This is a genomic window from Bartonella sp. JB63 (genome assembly GCF_002022665.1).
Taxonomy (GTDB): Bacteria; Pseudomonadota; Alphaproteobacteria; order Rhizobiales; family Rhizobiaceae; genus Bartonella.
The window spans coordinates 1,022,741-1,040,533 of the sequence record NZ_CP019788.1 but is presented as its reverse complement, the minus strand read 5'-3'; the positions used below and the strand labels follow the sequence as shown (position 1 = coordinate 1,040,533).

Below are 17,793 nucleotides of genomic sequence, written 5' to 3'. Positions count from 1 at the left end.
CAGAGAGATCAGTGTCATTTAATAGTATCACTTTTTTATCGATCTTAACACATTGGCGTTCCTTTATCCATTCAAAAGCAGGTTTGCTATTCACGATAGTTATAGATTTCAAGAGGGATATCTGTCATTATGATATTGCTATTGTAAATCACTGTAGATTTACCTTTTATCTTATCTTTACTAGCGAATTTCATTTCTGTGACGTAATAAAGCTCTTCAGGATTAAAGATATCCGCAAGTTTAAGATCACCTTTTGAAAGCAACTGGATAAGATTTTATGCTCTCTTCTATTTAGATGTAAATGACTAAGTTTCTATCTAACAGTGACAAATGTTCAAAAATGTTCAACACTTTTTACATAAGGGTTACAAGGCGATTCTTTAGAGAAGTTATGGACATAACAAACGCGGTAATGTTCTGAATACAAAGGTCTGTAAATATAGTGAAATAAATCACCTTTTTAATATAAATATGACTTTGATTATAGATTTTGGTAGTTCATTTAAAAATTATCAAAAATTACATTTATCATTTATTTTACAAATAATCGTGAAATAATGTAATGGATCCTTTGGCTTGATAAAGGATGAAAATGATAAAGGAGGAACTCTGCTTGATTAATTGATCTGGAACTCAAAATTTTCCCAGGGTGATTATGTACGTTTTCCTGTGCATTTATTAAAAGTATGAAAATTCTGATGGGGAACAGTGAAGCTTAATTTTTGTCCATAATCGTTTGTGAGACGCTCTTTTATTTCAACAGTAAAAATAATATTATTCCAGCGTGTTAAAACATGACATCCTGTACCTACTGGTTTTATAAGTTCAATTTGTGCGTGAAAAACAGGTCCTTTTTCTGGATATTCACCCAATAAAGTTGCTTCTGGTCTAAATGCAAAAATATCAGTCTCTTTATTACAAGAAAATGAGCTGCCTAAATGTTGTTCTAAGATCTGACGATCAAGAAAATTAATAGGAGGAGAACCAATGAAACCAGCAACAAAGGTTGTAGCTGGATAATCATAGATTTCCATTGGAGTTCCAATTTGTTCAATATGTCCTTTATTCATGACAACTATTCTATCGGCTAATGTCATAGCTTCTAGTTGATCATGTGTGACATAAAGGCTCGTTGTTCCTAATGAACGCTGGAGCGTTTTAATTTCAATACACATTTGAGCTCGTAATTTCGCGTCAAGATTTGAAAGTGGCTCATCAAAGAGAAAAACACGTGGTTGGCGAACAATAACACGGCCCATTGCAACACGTTGGCGTTGTCCTCCTGATAACTGCCTCGGTTTACGGTCAAGAAATGGTTCTATTTCCAAAAGTTTTGCAGCATGAGCAATACGTTTATTCATTTCCTCTTTGGGAGTTTTTCGATTTTTGAGGCCATATTCCAGGTTTCCACGTACAGTCATATGTGGATAGAGTGCATAATTTTGAAAAACCATAGCAATATCACGGTCTGCTGGTTCACGATTATTAATGAGCTCATTGTCAATATAAAGTTCACCGGAGGTAACTTGTTCAAGTCCAGCAATAATACGTAATAGAGTTGATTTTCCACATCCTGATGGACCAACAAGAACGAGGAGTTCTTTGTCAGAAACAGTTAAATTTAAATTATTAATAACCAAACTATCGTTGTCATACTGTTTTGTTACATTTAGTAGTTGGATTGTAGCCACAATTATTTCTCCGTTTCAATGAGGCCTTTGACAAAAAGCCGTTGCATGAAAATAACCACTAAAACAGGAGGAGCCATAGCAACAACTGATACTGCCATAAGGATGTTCCATTGAGGATCATGTTGAAGTGATTCTACAACAAGTTGTTTCAAGATAACAAGAATGGTTTGATGGTCTTGATCTGTTGTGATAATAAGAGGCCAGAGATATTGTATCCATCCGTATATGAACATAATAATAAATAAAGCAGCGATATTGCTTTTGCTAAGGGGAAGAAGAATATCCTTAAAAAATTTCAATGGTCCTGCGCCATCAACACGGGCAGCTTCTAAGAGTTCATCAGGAACAGTGAGAAAAAATTGACGAAATAAAAATGTGGCGGTTGCTGATGCAATTAATGGAATAATCATTCCACTATAGGTATTTATCATTCCTAGCTGTGCTACTATTGCATATGTTGGAATAATGCGAATTTCAATAGGGAGCATTAATGTAATAAAAATAAGAGCAAAAGCAGTTTTACGAAAGGGGAAGCGCATATAGACAATTGCATAAGCAGAGAAGAGTGAAATAATAATTTTTCCAATACTAATACCAATAGCCATAATGAATGAGTTCATTAAGAGTGGCCAAAGACGTGGAAGACCCAGTTGTACAAGGCCATCACCAAAGATTATTTTATAATTTTCTAAACCATATTGCCCTGGTAAGAGAGGAAGCGTTCCTGTATTAAATGTCCCTGAATTATGGGTTGATGCGATAATGGCAACGTAAACTGGAAAGCAGATAATAAGAATACCAATAATGAGAATGAAATGGGTTAAAAATTTCAAAAAAGGACGATTTTCAACCATAATCTCTTTCCTAATATTGGACGCGACGTTCAATCCAGCGGAATTGGATTAGTGTTAAAATAATAACCATTAGCATTAATATGGTTGATTGCGCAGCTGATGCACCGATCATTTGATTTTTAAAACCATCTTCATACACTTTATAAACGATTGTGCTTGTTGCACGTGCAGGCCCTCCAGAAGTCATGTTATCAATAATACCAAATGTGTCAAACATGGCATAATTGACATTAATAATAAGAAGAAAAAAAGTTGTTGGCGAAATTTGAGGAAATATTATAGTCCAAAATCGTTTAAAAGGGCCAGCACCATCAATAGCTGCAGCTTCTATTTGTGAGTGAGGAACAGATTGAAGACCAGCAAGAAAAAAGAGAAAATTATAGGAAATCTGCTGCCAACTAGCTGCAATCACAATCAGAATCATAGCTTGAACACCGTTAATACGATGATTCCATATAATACCTATTTTTTCAAGGAGGAAAGGAAAAGTTCCAATAGTTGGATGGAAAATAAATAACCATAATATACCTGCTAATACAGGTGCAATTGCATAGGGCCAGAGTAAGAGCATAGTATAAGCTTTTTTTGCATGGATAATACGATCAACAGAAACAGCTAGAATAAGTGATATTGTCATTGAAACAAGAGTGACAGAAACAGAAAATATGATTGTTGTAAGCAGTGATTGTATATAATTGGTGTCAGAGAAAATAGTTATGTAGTTTTCAAGACCAATAAAGGTTGTTGAAAAACCAAAAGGATCTTCACGTTCAAATGATGATTTTATTGCTTGAATGGCAGGCCAAAGAAAAAACAAAAAAGTTATCGCAAGTTGAGGGAGGAGTAGCCAATAAGGAAGGAGGCTATTTCTAAAATATGCATGTTTTTCTTGCATGTGCGAGGCTCTTTAAATAAGAGTCATTGGGAAAAGAAAATTGAAATACGTCGACTTTGAAATCGAATTTTTCAACCTTGAACAATGATCATGAAACTTTAATGATTGGCTTTTTCAAATTCGCGTAAAAGCTTATTACCACGTTTAACTACTTCATCTAATCCCTCTTTTGGTGATTTGGAACCATTCAGAACGGCTTCTAATTCTTGATCGAGAATAGAACGGATTTGCGGTAAGCTGCCAAATCTTATCCCTTTTGAATTTTCTGTCGGTGGATTGAGATTAATTTGTTGAATGGCAATATCCGCACCTGGATTCTTATCATAAAAATTTTGTTTTATGCTTAACTCATAAGCGGCTTTTGTGATGGGAAGGTAACCTGTTTTTTGATGCCATTTAGCTTGATTGTTTACTTGCGAGAGAAATTTAAGAAAAGCTGCTGCACCTGCATATTCTTTAGGTGTATGACCTTTAAAAGCCCAGATAGAAGCACCGCCAATAATTGAGTTTTGTGGAGCATCTTTTACATCAGCATAATAGGGAAGAATACCAAATCCAACATTAAATTGGGCTTCTGCAACAACTCCACCGCGTGATCCTGACGATTGTATCAAAATCGCACAACTTTGCGACATAAACATTGGTACTGAATCAAGCGCACCAGCTGGACCTCCGTAACGAAAGATACCTTGATCTGACCATCTTTTAAGGTCAGTCCACATGCGTATTTGTAAAGGTCCGTTCAATGTTAATTCTGCATCGAGTCCATCAAGTCCATTTCTTTTTGTTCCTATAGGAATATTATGAAATGCTGAAAAATTTTCTATGCCAATCCATTGAGCTGCATAAGTCATTGTAAAACCACAACTTGCAGCTTTGTTATCAAGAATTTTTTTTGAAAAATTTTCTATATCTTTCCATGTTTTGGGGGGGCGTTCTGGATCAAGTCCTGCTTTTTTAAAAATATCTTTATTATAAAAAAGAATCGGTGAGGAAACATTAAATGGCATAGAGAGCATACGTCCCTGAGCATCAGAATAATAGCCACTGATAGCAGGTAAATAGTCTAAAATGTCAAATTTTTGCTTTGTATCAGCCATGAGTTGGTAAAGTGGATAGATTGCACTTTTTGCAGCCATCATAGTGCCTGTGCCAACTTCATAGATTTGAGCAAGAACTGGTTGTTGTTTCCCTCGAAATGCTGCGATAAGCGATATCATACTTTCTTCATACTCACCGCGAAATGAAGGAACAATTTTGTAATCAGATTGACTTGTATTAAAATCGTTAATGAGATTTTCAGTTTGTTTTCCTAAATCTCCACTCATAGAATGCCAAAAGCTGATTTTTGTTCGTGTAAAACCGGTTGTTGTTGCAGTTATAGCAATCATAAATGCTGCTGCAGAAAGATAAAGACAATTCATGATTCACCCTTTTTAAATTGATGGAGTGCGTTTTTCTCAGGACTATTAATATAATTCATCAATATATCATGACGGTTCTATTTCAGAAAGATGTCAGTTCATTTAAACATGAACCATGCAAAGGTCAAACGAATTTGTGTAAATTGACTAGTTTTACAACTTTTATGATTGTCTCGATATCATTGTAAAGTAAACTTGTAAAATAGCCAGTAATTCCGAAAGAAAATTAAAAAAAGATAATAAGAGAGGCAAGCAGTCAAGGGCGCTTAGATGAGGTGATATAATCTTTAGGTTTATTGTTTACATTCCAGTAATATTATGTGTCTTAAGTTTGGTTATCGCATTGATGATGGTGTTAACGTTATACTCCATCATATCAAGATAAGTTGCAGCAGGGCCTTCTTTTCCTGATAATGCATCGGAATAAAGTATACCACCAATTTTTAAACCTGTTTCTTTTGAAATTTGTTCTATAAGACGAGGATTAGAGATATTTTCAACAAATAATGCGGATACTTTATTGTTTTTAATTTGTTTGATAAGTTTTGCAACATCTGCTGCAGTAGCTTCCTTTGAAGCGCTTTCGGGAGCAAGGATGGTGAGATTGTATTCATGAGCGAAATAACCAAAGGCGTCATGAGATGTGATAATGGTTCGCTTGTCTTTCGGAAGAGTAGACATTTTCTTTGTGATGGTTGCATGCATTGCTTTTAGTTTTTGAATATAGATACGAGCATTTTTATTATAATTTTCACATGATTGTTGATCGATTTTACAGAAAGCAATGGCGATATTTTTGATGTAAATTTCAACGTTGGGGATAGTTTGCCAAGCATGTGGATCAATACTACCATGATGATGTATCCGATGTGTGCTGTTGTTTTTTTGGTATTTAATTTCATTAATTTCGAATGGGGAAATATTAGCACTAACTTCCACAAGAAGTGCTTTTGTTCCGGTTGCTGTAGTGAGCCGGTTTATGAAACCTTCTAAATGCAGACCGTTGATGAAAATAATATGAGCATTTTTAAGAGTTTTTGCATCATGAGGAGTAGGCTCGTAACTATGGATGCTTGCATTAGGACCAACAAGGGTAGTGATCGAAATATAATCACCTCCTACATTTTTTACCAAATCTGCAATAATAGAAAAGCTTGCGACAACATTAATTTTTTGATGTGCAGTGACAGAAAGAGGGAAGAGAAGCAACAGGAGAGAGTTCAGCAGAACAAATTGTTTAATAAATTTATGCATTTTGTTTTCTTAATGATAGAAGGGATGTATAAATAAAGGCGGGGCAACAAGGTTATAATAAGTCCGCGTGGGCTTATGAGACAGGTGATAAGATAAATAAATCCGGCTACTATAATAATAGAAGCACCGGAGGGAAGGGACATGTGAAAAGAAAGCAGAAGGCCAAATACACTGGAAATTATTCCTAAGATAACCGATAATATACAGATAGGGCCCAAACGCGAAAGCCAAAAACGAGCAGTGATGGCGGGAATCATCATAATGCCGACTGACATCAGTGTGCCTAGTGATTGAAACCCACCAGCTAGGTTTATTACCATTAGCCCAAGTAATAATATATGAACATATTTTCCTAGCGGAGAGAGTGATTTAAAAAATAATGGATCGAAACTTTCTACTACAAGAGCTCGCCAAAAAATACAAAGACTACTTATTGTTATGAGCATTATAAAAGTAATCAACGAAAGTGCTTGTGTGTTAATAGAAAGTACTGAACCGAATAAAAGATGCAATAAGTCAATTGTTGATTTTTTGAGTGAAATGATCGTGACGCCTGTTGCTAGTGCAAAAAGATAGAAAACTGTCATTGAAGCATCTTCTTTTTGAAAGCCATTTCTTGAAATTAAAACGGTTGCTAGAGCGACAATAATACCTGCTCCAATGCCACCAATAGTCATGGATATGGGAGAAAAACCACAAAAAAGAAAAGCGATTGCAACACCAGGAAGAATAGCGTGTGATATCGCATCACCTGTTAAGCTCATACCACGTAACATTAAAAAAACCCCGATAGGACAGGCACTGATTGTTAATAAAATAGAACCAATTAAAGCATTTTGCATAAATTGAAAATCAATAAAAGGTGCGAGAAAAAATTCGTACACGTATGATGATCCAGTTTAGATAAACTAATTAACAGAAAAAACTTGCTCTTGTGGATTGATATGGAAAAAATTAGGTATGAGAAGTGGTGTGATAAAATGATTGTTAGTGCTTAATAACTGTTTTGTTTCCCCATAAAAAACATGTTGTTTATTGATGTGAATCGTTTGTGGAAAATATTCTTGAACAATAAAGGGTTCATGGAGCGCTATAAGAATTGTTCGACCTTGTTGTCGCCATTGAGTAATCAATGCAAGGAGATCATTTTTGGTCTTAAGATCTACACCGTTGAAAGGTTCATCAAGCAAGATAATGTCAGAATCTTGCACAATAATGCGTGCAAAAAGAGCGCGTTGTAATTGGCCACTTGATAGCGTAACAAGTGGATGGTGTGCTAATTTTGTAAGCCCAACTATTTCTAGTGCATTTTGAATTTTATCTTGATAAGACCGTTGGCTTTTCCATAATCCACAAAAAGACCATAGTCCCATTTTAAGAATTGTTTCTATATCGATTGGAAATGTTCGATCAATATCACAATATTGCCCAAGGTAAGCAATACAACTTCTCGTTGGCTTTTTAATTTTACCACTAATTGGTTTAATTAATCCGGCAATAGTTTTAAGAAATGTAGATTTTCCAGAGCCATTATCACCAATTATTGCAATTAATGAACCCTTTTTTAGCTTTGCTGAAAATTTTTTTATGACAATTTTGTTGGTATAGCCTAATGTCACATTGTCGAACTGTAAGTGCATAATTGATACTATTCCTTATTATTTTCCCCTAAAAGGTTATGTTATATAATTACATTTGTCAATAAAATGTTATATTATTACTTATGTTTTTAGTAAACTGTGTATGGCAGTGTGAAGGTCGTGGAAAATTTTAAATAGCTTTGAATTTTTCTTGACGAAATCATGTGTATGTATACTATATATAGTGTCAGAATGATTGGTGATTCAAAATAAGCGCTAAATTAATCGGATGTCTGTTTCGTTTGAGACCAGATTGTTCACAGTATAGTATAGTACCAATTTTTAGAGTAGCAGTTCAATTAGAATATCGCCTTAGAGGGATTTGTTGATTGTCTATGTATTATTTTACATTAGAAAAACAAATAGATACTTAACAGAGTAGCTACAAAAATAGTTTATAGTGTGGTGCTTTTAATTGGAAAACAGTAGAAGTAAAAAAATGCGAGTAGATAGTTGTTGTGCAACAGAGAGCAATTGTTTAGGCCTTAAAGTCTTTATTTATTTGCATTATTTTTTGTTTTTAAAAAAATGTAGTGATTTAAAGCTGGATCCAGAAGTTTGTTAAGTCATTTTTAATTGAAATATGACTAAGCGTTTTTATTACGTAATTACTATTTTTGTTTATTTTGTGAGTATTGTGAAATTATCAGAATTAATTTTTTTCTGATTTGTTTTTTTTTGAATTATGGAAGTCGGAAAGAATGATCACTATTTATAGTAAACCATCTTGTGTTCAATGCAATGCTACCTATCGTGCCTTTGATGCTAAGGGTATTAATTATAATGTTATTGATATTTCTCGTGATGAACAAGCGTATAGTTTTGTCCAGTCTTTGGGATATCGCCAGGTGCCTGTAGTAGTTTGTGGTGACAATCATTGGTCAGGTTTTAGACCAGATATGATTAATGGTCTCTGTGGCTAATGGGTCTTATTGTTTATTATTCGAGTGTAACGGGTAATACTGAACATTTTGTTTCTCAGCTTGATCAACGGCTTTTCAAAATTGATAAAAAAAATTCATCAATATTGGTCGGTGAGCCGTATGTGTTGGCTGTACCTACTTATGCAGATGGTGAAGGTAGATTGGCTGTTCCAAAAGCAGTTATTCATTTTCTTAATGAGGGAGAAAACCGTAAATTGATTCGTGGTGTCATTGGTGGCGGAAATCGTAATTTCGGTTGTTATTATAATTTAGCGAGCAAGATTATTGCAGAAAAATGCTGCGTGCCTTGCCTATACCGTTTTGAGCTGCGGGGAACTGAAGAAGATGTTATTTGTGTGAAAAAGGGATTGGAAAAATTTTGGAAGCAATAAGTGTAAAAAAACTAGAGATGTCAGATCAAATTACAGATTATCATGCACTCAATGCGATGCTTAATCTTTATGATGAGAATGGTCATATTCAATTTGAGATGGATAGACTTGCTGCTCGGCAGTATTTTCTCCAACATGTTAATCAAAATACGGTTTTTTTTCATAATTTAAAGGAGAAAATAGATTACTTGATAGAAGAAAATTATTATGAGAGAGAGTTATTTGAACTTTATGATTTTTCTTTTATCAAAAAGCTTTTTAAACGCGCTTATGCATTTAAATTTCGTTTTCCTACTTTTCTAGGTGCATTCAAATATTATACCAGTTACACATTAAAGACTTTTGATGGTAAACGCTATCTTGAGCGTTATGAAGATCGTGTTTGTCTTGTAGCTTTATATTTAGCACAAGGGAATAAAGCCCTTGCTGAGGGGTTAGTTGATGAAATTATTACAGGACGCTTTCAACCAGCAACACCAACGTTTTTGAATGCAGGTAAGAAGCAACGAGGTGAATTAGTGTCGTGCTTTTTATTACGCGTTGAAGATAATATGGAATCAATAGGCCGTTCGATCAATTCAGCTTTACAGCTTTCAAAACGTGGTGGAGGTGTGGCACTTTGTTTGACTAATTTAAGAGAAGCAGGGGCACCGATCAAGAAAATAGAAAATCAGTCATCAGGTATTTTACCTGTGATGAAAATGTTAGAAGATGTGTTTTCTTATGCTAATCAACTTGGGGCGAGACAGGGGGCTGGTGCTGTTTATTTGCACGCACATCATTTAGATATTATGAAATTTTTAGATACGAAGCGAGAAAATGCTGACGAAAAGGTCAGAATTAAAACACTTTCACTTGGTGTTATTATTCCTGATATTACTTTTGAGCTTGCTCGTAATAATGAGGATATGTATCTTTTCTCATCTTACGATATTGAGCGGGTTACAGGAAAACCTTTTAGCGATATTTCTTTGACAGAGCATTATCGCTTTTTTGTTGATAATTCAAAGATACGTAAAAAGAAAATAAGTGCACGAGTTTTCTTTCAGACATTGGCGGAAATTCAGTTTGAATCTGGATATCCGTATATTTTATTTGAAGATACGGTCAATCGGACTAATCCAATATCAGGTCGTATTAGTATGAGCAATTTATGCACAGAAATTTTGCAGGTGAGTGAAGCAAGTGAGCTGGAAACAGATTTGACCTATCGTGCTGTTGGTAATGATATATCTTGTAATCTTGGCTCAATGAATATTGCAAAAGCGATGGAGAGTGATGATTTTGGAAAAACAGTGGAAACAGCTGTTCGTGCTTTAACAGCTGTTTCTGATATGAGTAATATTACTTGTGTGCCTTCTATTGCGAAGGGCAATGCCGAAAGTCATGCGATTGGTTTGGGGCAAATGAATTTGCATGGCTTTCTTGCACGTGAAAAGATCTATTATGGAACGCCGGAAGCAATTGATTTTACCAATATCTATTTTTACACAGTCACATATCACGCATTGCGTGCTTCTAATTTAATTGCACGTGAACGCCAAAAAATGTTCGTAGGGTTTGAAAAATCAGCTTATGCAGATGGACATTTTTTTATAAAGTATATTGAGAGAGAATGGAAACCACAATTTGAATTGGTACAAGAGCTTTTTACACGTAATAATATTATTATTCCTGGCCAAAAAGATTGGCAAGAGCTCAAACAATTAGTTGCTCAATATGGGCTTTATAATCGCTATCTTCAGGCTGTACCACCTACAGGATCTATTTCCTATATTAACTATGCAACTTCTTCTATTCATCCGATTGCTTCAAAGATTGAAATTCGCAAAGAGGGGAAAATTGGACGTGTTTATTATCCTGCTCCTTATATGGATAATACGAATTTAGAATTTTATCAGGATGCTTATGAAATTGGGCCTGAAAAAATTATTGATACTTATGCTGTAGCTACGCAGCATGTTGATCAAGGTCTTTCTTTAACGTTATTTTTTCCTGATACAGCAACTACACGTGATATTAATCGTGCGCAAATTTATGCCTGGAAAAAAGGTATAAAGAGCATTTATTATGTACGGTTACGGCAAATGGCATTGAGTGGAACAGAAGTTGAAGGTTGTGTTTCGTGTAGCTTATAGGAGATGATTATATGACCAAAATTACAACCAAAAATCCTGTTGTTTGTGCTGTAAATTGGAATAGACTACATGACGAAAAAGATCTTGAAGTTTGGAATCGTTTAACTGGTAATTTTTGGTTGCCTGAGAAAGTACCACTGTCCAATGATATTCCTTCGTGGGCTAGTTTGACGGAGGAAGAACGAAAACTAACAATTCGCGTTTTTACAGGTCTTACTCTCCTTGATACGGTTCAAAATACTGTAGGAGCTATTTCGCTTATGGCAGATGCTGTAACAGAACATGAGGAAGCAGTATTAACCAATATTGCATTTATGGAAGCAGTTCATGCACGTTCTTATTCTTCTATTTTCTCAACTTTATGTTCGACAATGGAAGTTGATGATGCGTTTAGATGGTCGGAAGAAAATACTTATTTGCAGAAAAAAGCCAGATTAATACTTGAGCATTATGAAGCGAATGAACCGCTAAAGAAAAAAATTGCTTCGACTTTTCTTGAGAGTTTTTTATTTTATTCCGGTTTTTATTTGCCCATGTATTGGTCAAGTCGTGCTAAGCTGACTAATACTGCTGATTTAATTCGGCTTATTATTCGTGATGAAGCTGTTCATGGTTATTATATCGGTTATAAATTTCAATTAGGCTTTGCAAGGCTTGATGAAGCTAAAAAGCAAGAAATAAAAGATTTTGCTTTTAACATACTTTTTGATCTTTATAATATTGAGTGTAAATATACTGAAGATCTTTATGATTCTATTGGATTAACAGAAGATGTTAAGGTTTTTCTTCATTATAATGCAAATAAAGCATTAATGAATTTAGGTTTTGAAGCTCTTTTCCCACCTGAAGTGTGCCGTGTTAATCCTGCTATTTTAGCAGCTTTGTCTCCGAATTCTGATGAAAATCATGATTTCTTTTCAGGATCAGGTTCTTCTTACGTTATTGGTAAAGCAGTTGCAACTGTGGATGAGGATTGGGCGTTTTAATGAGTAAAGGAAAAGAGAAGCGCTCGAGGTATTCCGTTTAAATCTTCGCGTATTTTTAAACATTTAAATCCATTTTTTTCAAATAAATCACAAACTTTTTTTTCCTGAGAAAAGCCAATTTCAACGGCGATATAACCTTTCTCTTTTAAATAATTTTCTGATTCATGGGCCAATTTTCGATAAAAATCAAGGCCATCTTCTCCACCAATCAGAGCGCGCAATGGGTCATGTTGGCTCACTTCTTTTGCAAGATTTTTAATTTCTTTTTCTGGAATATAAGGGGGATTAGAAATAATGAGATCAAACTGTCCTTTGATGGAATCAAACCAGTTACTGAGAAGAGGTGTAAAACGGTGGGCAACATTTGCATGTTGTGCGTTTTTTGTAGCTGTTTTTAAGGCATCTTCGGAAATATCAACTGCTACAGCATAGATTTGAGGAATTTGCTTAAGAATTGCAATGGCGATAGCTCCACTTCCTGTTCCCATATCAAGCAGTGTAGCTTGCTCTGATTTTTCTATATGTGTTTTGAGAATTGGTAAAACAAGATCAACAAGTGTTTCTGTATCAGGACGTGGTTCCAAAGTATCTTTGGACAGAGCAAATGGTATGCCGTAAAATTCTCGTTCTCCTATAATGCGATAGACTGGTTCACCTGAAATACGCCTATTTATAGCTTGTTCTAATTGTACGAGCTGTTTAGAAGATAAATACATATTTGGTCGAATAATTCTATCAAATGCATTAGTGCCTGTTATCCACTCAACGAGTATTTTTGCGTTAAGGTCGGCTTCAGAAATTCCTTGATGTCGAAATTTTTCTCGTGTTTTCTGAATAGTATTGCTGAGGGAATGATCATTCATTTATTATGATCCATTTCAGTAAGGAGTGTTGTCTGATGATCAGAAATGAGTGCATTAATTAGTTCATTTAAATCCCCTTCCATAATACGATCAAGTTTATATAGAGTCAGATTAATACGATGGTCAGTTACACGTCCTTGTGGAAAATTATAGGTACGAATACGTTCTGATCGATCACCAGAGCCAACTTGAGTTTTTCGGGATGCTGAACGTTCACTCTCTGCTTTTTGTCGTTTAATATCGAATAAACGTGCACGTAAAATTTGAAGTGCACGCGCGCGATTTTGATGTTGTGATTTTTCTGCTTGCACAACCATAATCCCTGTTGGTATATGTGTAATACGAACAGCTGAATCTGTTGTATTGACATGCTGCCCACCTGCACCAGATGCACGCATTGTATCAATACGGATATCTTCTGGGCGAATTTCAATATCAATCTCTTCCGCTTCTGGTAAGACTGCAACAGTGGCGGCTGATGTATGGATACGTCCTCCTGTTTCTGTTTCAGGGATGCGTTGCACGCGATGCACACCTGATTCAAACTTAAGCTTAGAAAATACACCTTTTCCTGAAATGGTAGCAATAATTTCTTTATATCCACCGACTTCACCATCACTCAAAGAAATGACTTCAACTTTCCAGTTATGAGTATTAGCATAACGTTCATACATACGGAAAAGATTTCCTGCAAAGAGTGCTGCTTCTGATCCTCCCGTTCCTGCTCGGATTTCAATAATAACACTTTTTTCATCAGCAATGTCTTTGGGCAAAAGAAGAATTTGAAGTTTTTTCTCAATTTGCTGAATTTTTTGATATAATGATAATAGCTCCTCTTGAGCCAAATTACGTATTTCTGTATCTGTTTTTGTATCACTGATTATAGTTTCGAGCTCTGCTATTTCTTTATGGAGAGAATTTAATTCTCGTATAGGAACTATAATTGGCTGTAATTCTGCGTATTCAGAAGCTAATTTTACATATGTTTCCGCATTTGGGTTCTCAGCCATTTGACTTTCAATTATTTCAAAGCGTTTTTCAAGCTGCTTCATACGATCTTGTGGCAAAGAAACCATGTGCAATAGTGGCCTAATTTATTAAATGTTAGAAATTGATAATGATAATATTATACCATTATGTTGTAGAGGGTGATAAAGAAGAAAAATACTCTTTCCAATCAAATTTTAGAATAAATTTATGTATAGACTTAATGTGCATAAGTAATTGCTTTCATTATACACGTAGGTCTATTAATTTAGGAATTGCGTTTTTTCCCGTAAATTTCAAGACGATGATGAACAATATTGTAACCAAGGGAATAAGCAATTTCTTCTTGCAGTTTTTCAATGATAGCAGAATGAAATTCAATAGCTTCTCCTGTTTCTATATCAATAAGATGATCATGATGTTTGCCTTTTGCTTGTTCGAAACGAGAAGGGCCTCCATTGAAGGTATGGCGATGAATTGTTCCATTTTCTTCTAATGTTTTCATTGTGCGGTAAACAGTCGATAGTGAAATACTAGAGTCTATTTTATGAACACGCTGAAAGATTTCAAACGCATTCGGATGATCATCTGTATCAACTAAAACATCAAGAATAATACGTCTTTGACGCGTTATCCTTAGACCGGCAGCCCGTAATTCTTTTTCATAACTTTGTTTATTCATTTAATTCTTTAACTTTTTAGGTAAAGGATCCATGACAATGTTTGTATTTTTTTCTTGAACCACAAGGACAAGATTCATTTCGTCCAATTTTTCCCCATGTTGTTGGATCATTAGGATCACGTTTTTGCGGATTGACTAACATATTTTCGTTTATCTGTGTCCCTGCCGTTGTGTTGTTTTTTCTGCTCTGAGTATTAGAAGAATATTGGGAGAGCAATTTTTCAGGCTTTTGTGATTCCATGGGTTGTTGAATGATTTCAAAATGCATGAATTTAGAAATAAAATTTTTACGGAGATTAATGAGCATAGTTTGAAAGAGTTCAAATGATTCTGTTTTATATTCATTGAGAGGATCTCGTTGTGCATAGCCACGAAAGCCAACAGCAGAACGTAAATGATCTAAATGAACCAAATGCTCACGCCATAACATGTCAATTGTTTCAAGCAGTATAACTTTACTAAAGTAAGCAATTACTTCTGGATTATAGCGTTCAGAGCGCTCCTTTTCAAAGTTTTCAACAGCTTTTGTTATGCGTTCTACAATTTGCTCTTCTGCAATTCCTTCTTCCTTTGCCCATTTTTCTATTGGAAGATCCAAATTGAAAATCTGATATAGTTCCTTTTGTAGATCTTTCACATTCCACTTTTCTGCATATACTCCGTATGGAATATAAGTTTCTACCAGATCTTCAATTACTTCATTACGCATTTCAGTGATCATTTCGGTTAAATTTTCTGCGTTCATGACTTCCATGCGTTGCTCGAAAATAACTTGTCGTTGATTGTTCATCACATCGTCATATTTTAAAAGATTTTTACGAATTTCGAAATTTCGCGCTTCGACCTTTTTTTGAGCTTTTTCAAGAGCCTTATTAATCCATGGATGGGTAATGGCTTCATCCTCTTTTAGTCCAAGCTTTTGTAGCATACTATCCATACGGTCGGAGCCAAAGATACGCATGAGATCATCTTGAAGAGAAAGAAAAAATTTCGAACGCCCAGGATCACCTTGACGACCAGAACGACCGCGAAGTTGATTATCAATGCGACGACTCTCATGGCGTTCAGTCGCGATGACGTAAAGACCTCCAGCAGCTAACACTTTCTCTTTAAGTCGTTGAACATCTTCTTTGATTTCCTCAATTTTAGCATTTCGTTCTGGACCTTCAGGCATATTCTGTAATTCTTGCCGAATACGTATTTCAACATTACCACCAAGTTGTATATCGGTACCACGACCTGCCATATTGGTTGCGATAGTCAATGCTTTGGGAACGCCTGCTTGCGCTATGATATGCGCTTCCTGTTCATGATAACGAGCATTCAAAACTTGAAAATTAGTAATACCTTCTTTCCGCAAGCGTTCTGCTAATTGTTCTGACTTTTCAATAGAAGTAGTTCCAACTAGAATAGGTTGTCCTTTTTCATGAGCTTGACGAATATCACGAACAATAGCTCGATATTTTTCCTCTACAGTTCTATAAATTTCGTCATCTTCATCGCGGCGTTGAACGGGTAAATTTGTAGGAACTTCAACGACATCAAGATTATATGTATTATTAAATTCTTCAGCTTCCGTTGTAGCTGTTCCAGTCATACCAGATAGTTTTTTATACATACGAAAATAATTTTGGAAAGTAATAGAAGCTAAGGTCTGATTTTCTGGTTGAATAGTGACATGTTCTTTGGCTTCTAATGCTTGATGTAATCCTTCAGAGTAGCGTCGTCCTGGCATCATACGACCAGTAAATTCATCAATAATAACGATCTCACCATTGCGGACAATATAATCTTTATCACGGATAAACAATTTATGTGCTTTTAGAGCGTTATTAATATGGTGAACAATTGTAACATTTTCTATGTCGTAGAGGCTTTCATTTTTGAGATGCCCAGCTTTTTTGAGCATTTCTTCAATTTTTTCAGTACCACTTTCAGTGAAAGTTGTTGTTTTTTGTTTTTCATCTATTTCGTAATCTTCTGGTGTTAGGAACGCAATAAATGCATCAATAAGGTTATAAAAGTCAGTACGATTTTCTAAGGGACCAGAAATAATAAGCGGGGTTCGTGCTTCATCAATAAGAATTGAATCAACTTCATCAATAATTGCATAATGATGACCACGCTGCACCATTTGACTACGATCAAAAGCCATATTATCGCGAAGGTAATCAAATCCTAGTTCATTGTTTGTTGCATAGGTAATATCACATGCATAAGCTGTTCGACGAGAATCATTATTAAGATTGTTAAGAATGATGCCGGTTGTCATTCCTAAAAAATTATAAATTTTTCCCATTGTTTCAGCATCGCGACTGGCAAGATAATCATTTACTGTAACAACATGAACCCCTTTTCCTTCTAATGCATTAAGATAGACTGGTAAGGTTGCCATTAATGTTTTACCTTCACCGGTGCGCATTTCAGCAATTCCTTGGTTATGAAGAACCATTCCACCAATAAGCTGTACGTCAAAAAGACGCATGCTATAAACACGTTTCACTGCTTCACGGACAGTTGCAAAGGCTTCTGGTAAGAGCGAATCAATAGTTGTTCCTTCAGTTAATCGTTTACGGAATTCAACGGTTTTTTGACGTAATTGTATATCACTTAGTTTCTGTAATTGTTCTTCTAAGGTATTAATTTGTATTGTTTTTTGGCGCAGTGCTTTAAGGCGGCGTTCATGAGCCGAACCGAACAATTTATGCGTAAGAGCACCTAAATTGACCATTTCTGGTCCTTTCTTTTATTTATTGTCACCGCAATTGGGTGTTTGTATATTGTACCTATTACTCTGACTCACTTAAGATTTTTGATATAATCAAGTGCGAGCAGTGTTTTTATATTGATTTGTGTGTAGTATTTTTCATTTCATTTCTAAAGTAGAGATTAAGGGGCTAAACTCATCGTGTCAACTTTAGTGATATTATTTGAATAGCAGGTTATGTAGTAATTTAGGGTATAATGTGACATTTTTCTATATTATCGTGCTTTGTATTATGTGGAATAAAAGCGTAATTAAGATAAAAGGATGAGTTTTTGTGAAAATAAAATTATCAAATTT

General features: G+C 35.1%; 16 protein-coding genes. 4 read left to right on the top strand and 12 right to left on the bottom strand.

The window, feature by feature from the left end:
* Positions 1-86: 86 nt before the first annotated feature.
* The 8 genes from BJB63x_RS06800 to BJB63x_RS04555 all read right to left on the bottom strand — a co-directional run bounded on the left by BJB63x_RS06800 (position 87) and on the right by BJB63x_RS04555 (position 7,758).
* A complete protein-coding gene (locus BJB63x_RS06800) occupies positions 87-263 on the bottom strand; it encodes a type ISP restriction/modification enzyme (protein ID WP_442855937.1) in 177 nt (58 codons plus the stop codon).
* Between the two features lie 390 nt (positions 264-653).
* Positions 654-1,691 carry a sn-glycerol-3-phosphate import ATP-binding protein UgpC gene (locus tag BJB63x_RS04585; RefSeq protein WP_078719192.1) on the bottom strand — a complete coding sequence of 346 codons (1,038 nt, stop codon included), beginning with the start codon at positions 1,689-1,691 and terminating at the stop codon, positions 654-656.
* Between the two features lie 2 nt (positions 1,692-1,693).
* On the bottom strand, positions 1,694-2,545 hold the full coding sequence (ugpE, locus tag BJB63x_RS04580) for a sn-glycerol-3-phosphate ABC transporter permease UgpE (RefSeq protein WP_078719191.1): 852 nt from the start codon (positions 2,543-2,545) through the stop codon (positions 1,694-1,696).
* Between the two features lie 10 nt (positions 2,546-2,555).
* On the bottom strand, positions 2,556-3,440 hold the full coding sequence (gene ugpA / locus BJB63x_RS04575) for a sn-glycerol-3-phosphate ABC transporter permease UgpA (RefSeq protein WP_078719190.1): 885 nt from the start codon (positions 3,438-3,440) through the stop codon (positions 2,556-2,558).
* A gap of 98 nt (positions 3,441-3,538) precedes the next feature.
* Positions 3,539-4,864, bottom strand: a complete 1,326-nt coding sequence (ugpB, locus tag BJB63x_RS04570; protein ID WP_078719189.1) for a sn-glycerol-3-phosphate ABC transporter substrate-binding protein UgpB — start codon at positions 4,862-4,864, stop codon at positions 3,539-3,541.
* A gap of 300 nt (positions 4,865-5,164) precedes the next feature.
* Positions 5,165-6,118, bottom strand: a complete 954-nt coding sequence (locus BJB63x_RS04565; protein WP_078719188.1) for a metal ABC transporter solute-binding protein, Zn/Mn family — start codon at positions 6,116-6,118, stop codon at positions 5,165-5,167.
* A complete protein-coding gene (locus BJB63x_RS04560) occupies positions 6,085-7,002 on the bottom strand; it encodes a metal ABC transporter permease (protein WP_078719187.1) in 918 nt (305 codons plus the stop codon). Before BJB63x_RS04560 ends, BJB63x_RS04565 begins: the two co-directional genes overlap by 34 nt.
* Before the next feature lie 24 nt (positions 7,003-7,026).
* A complete protein-coding gene (locus tag BJB63x_RS04555) occupies positions 7,027-7,758 on the bottom strand; it encodes an ABC transporter ATP-binding protein (RefSeq protein ID WP_078719186.1) in 732 nt (243 codons plus the stop codon).
* 701 nt (positions 7,759-8,459) lie between these two features.
* Between BJB63x_RS04555 and nrdH the strand changes: the two genes are divergently transcribed.
* Genes nrdH through nrdF form a run of 4 tightly spaced genes read left to right on the top strand, consistent with a single transcriptional unit; the run spans position 8,460 to position 12,197 of the window.
* Entirely contained in the window at positions 8,460-8,681 is a 222-nt protein-coding gene (nrdH, locus tag BJB63x_RS04550) for a glutaredoxin-like protein NrdH (RefSeq protein ID WP_078719185.1), read from the top strand.
* A complete protein-coding gene (gene nrdI, locus BJB63x_RS04545; protein WP_078719658.1) occupies positions 8,681-9,073 on the top strand; it encodes a class Ib ribonucleoside-diphosphate reductase assembly flavoprotein NrdI in 393 nt (130 codons plus the stop codon). The genes nrdH and nrdI overlap by 1 nt, the downstream gene beginning before the upstream one ends.
* A 17-nt stretch (positions 9,074-9,090) precedes the next feature.
* Positions 9,091-11,211 (top strand): class 1b ribonucleoside-diphosphate reductase subunit alpha, encoded by a 2,121-nt coding sequence (gene nrdE / locus BJB63x_RS04540; RefSeq protein ID WP_442855954.1) that lies wholly within the window; start codon positions 9,091-9,093, stop codon positions 11,209-11,211.
* An 11-nt stretch (positions 11,212-11,222) separates the two neighbouring features.
* Positions 11,223-12,197 carry a class 1b ribonucleoside-diphosphate reductase subunit beta gene (gene nrdF, locus BJB63x_RS04535; protein WP_078719184.1) on the top strand — a complete coding sequence of 325 codons (975 nt, stop codon included), beginning with the start codon at positions 11,223-11,225 and terminating at the stop codon, positions 12,195-12,197.
* Here nrdF and prmC read toward each other — a convergent pair.
* The 4 genes from prmC to secA form a co-directional block, all read right to left on the bottom strand.
* Positions 12,194-13,060: a peptide chain release factor N(5)-glutamine methyltransferase gene (gene prmC, locus BJB63x_RS04530; RefSeq protein ID WP_078719183.1), complete on the bottom strand. Its 867-nt coding sequence runs from the start codon at positions 13,058-13,060 to the stop codon at positions 12,194-12,196. The two genes, nrdF and prmC, sit on opposite strands and share 4 nt — an antisense overlap.
* The gene (gene prfA, locus BJB63x_RS04525) at positions 13,057-14,136 is read right to left on the bottom strand and encodes a peptide chain release factor 1 (RefSeq protein ID WP_078719182.1); all 1,080 of its coding nucleotides are present in this window, start codon (positions 14,134-14,136) and stop codon (positions 13,057-13,059) included. The genes prmC and prfA overlap by 4 nt, the downstream gene beginning before the upstream one ends.
* Positions 14,137-14,315: 179 nt before the next feature.
* Positions 14,316-14,729, bottom strand: coding sequence for a Fur family transcriptional regulator (locus BJB63x_RS04520; RefSeq protein ID WP_078719181.1), 414 nt, complete (start codon positions 14,727-14,729; stop codon positions 14,316-14,318).
* A gap of 16 nt (positions 14,730-14,745) precedes the next feature.
* The gene (gene secA / locus BJB63x_RS04515; protein WP_078719180.1) at positions 14,746-17,460 is read right to left on the bottom strand and encodes a preprotein translocase subunit SecA; all 2,715 of its coding nucleotides are present in this window, start codon (positions 17,458-17,460) and stop codon (positions 14,746-14,748) included.
* Between the last annotated feature and the right edge of the window lie 333 nt (positions 17,461-17,793).

What these genes read in the sequence shown, in the direction of transcription:
- ugpE (WP_078719191.1), bottom strand. Translation starts at nt 2,545, where the DNA reads ATGGTTGAAAATCGTCCTTTTTTGAAATTTTTAACCCATTTCATTCTC.
- nrdF (WP_078719184.1), top strand. Translation starts at nt 11,223, where the DNA reads ATGACCAAAATTACAACCAAAAATCCTGTTGTTTGTGCTGTAAATTGG.
- prfA (WP_078719182.1), bottom strand. Translation starts at nt 14,136, where the DNA reads ATGGTTTCTTTGCCACAAGATCGTATGAAGCAGCTTGAAAAACGCTTT.
- prmC (WP_078719183.1), bottom strand. Translation starts at nt 13,060, where the DNA reads ATGAATGATCATTCCCTCAGCAATACTATTCAGAAAACACGAGAAAAA.
- ugpB (WP_078719189.1), bottom strand. Translation starts at nt 4,864, where the DNA reads ATGAATTGTCTTTATCTTTCTGCAGCAGCATTTATGATTGCTATAACT.
- BJB63x_RS04555 (WP_078719186.1), bottom strand. Translation starts at nt 7,758, where the DNA reads ATGCACTTACAGTTCGACAATGTGACATTAGGCTATACCAACAAAATT.
- nrdH (WP_078719185.1), top strand. Translation starts at nt 8,460, where the DNA reads ATGATCACTATTTATAGTAAACCATCTTGTGTTCAATGCAATGCTACC.
- BJB63x_RS04520 (WP_078719181.1), bottom strand. Translation starts at nt 14,729, where the DNA reads ATGAATAAACAAAGTTATGAAAAAGAATTACGGGCTGCCGGTCTAAGG.
- secA (WP_078719180.1), bottom strand. Translation starts at nt 17,460, where the DNA reads ATGGTCAATTTAGGTGCTCTTACGCATAAATTGTTCGGTTCGGCTCAT.
- nrdE (WP_442855954.1), top strand. Translation starts at nt 9,091, where the DNA reads ATGTCAGATCAAATTACAGATTATCATGCACTCAATGCGATGCTTAAT.
- ugpA (WP_078719190.1), bottom strand. Translation starts at nt 3,440, where the DNA reads ATGCAAGAAAAACATGCATATTTTAGAAATAGCCTCCTTCCTTATTGG.
- BJB63x_RS04565 (WP_078719188.1), bottom strand. Translation starts at nt 6,118, where the DNA reads ATGCATAAATTTATTAAACAATTTGTTCTGCTGAACTCTCTCCTGTTG.
- nrdI (WP_078719658.1), top strand. Translation starts at nt 8,681, where the DNA reads ATGGGTCTTATTGTTTATTATTCGAGTGTAACGGGTAATACTGAACAT.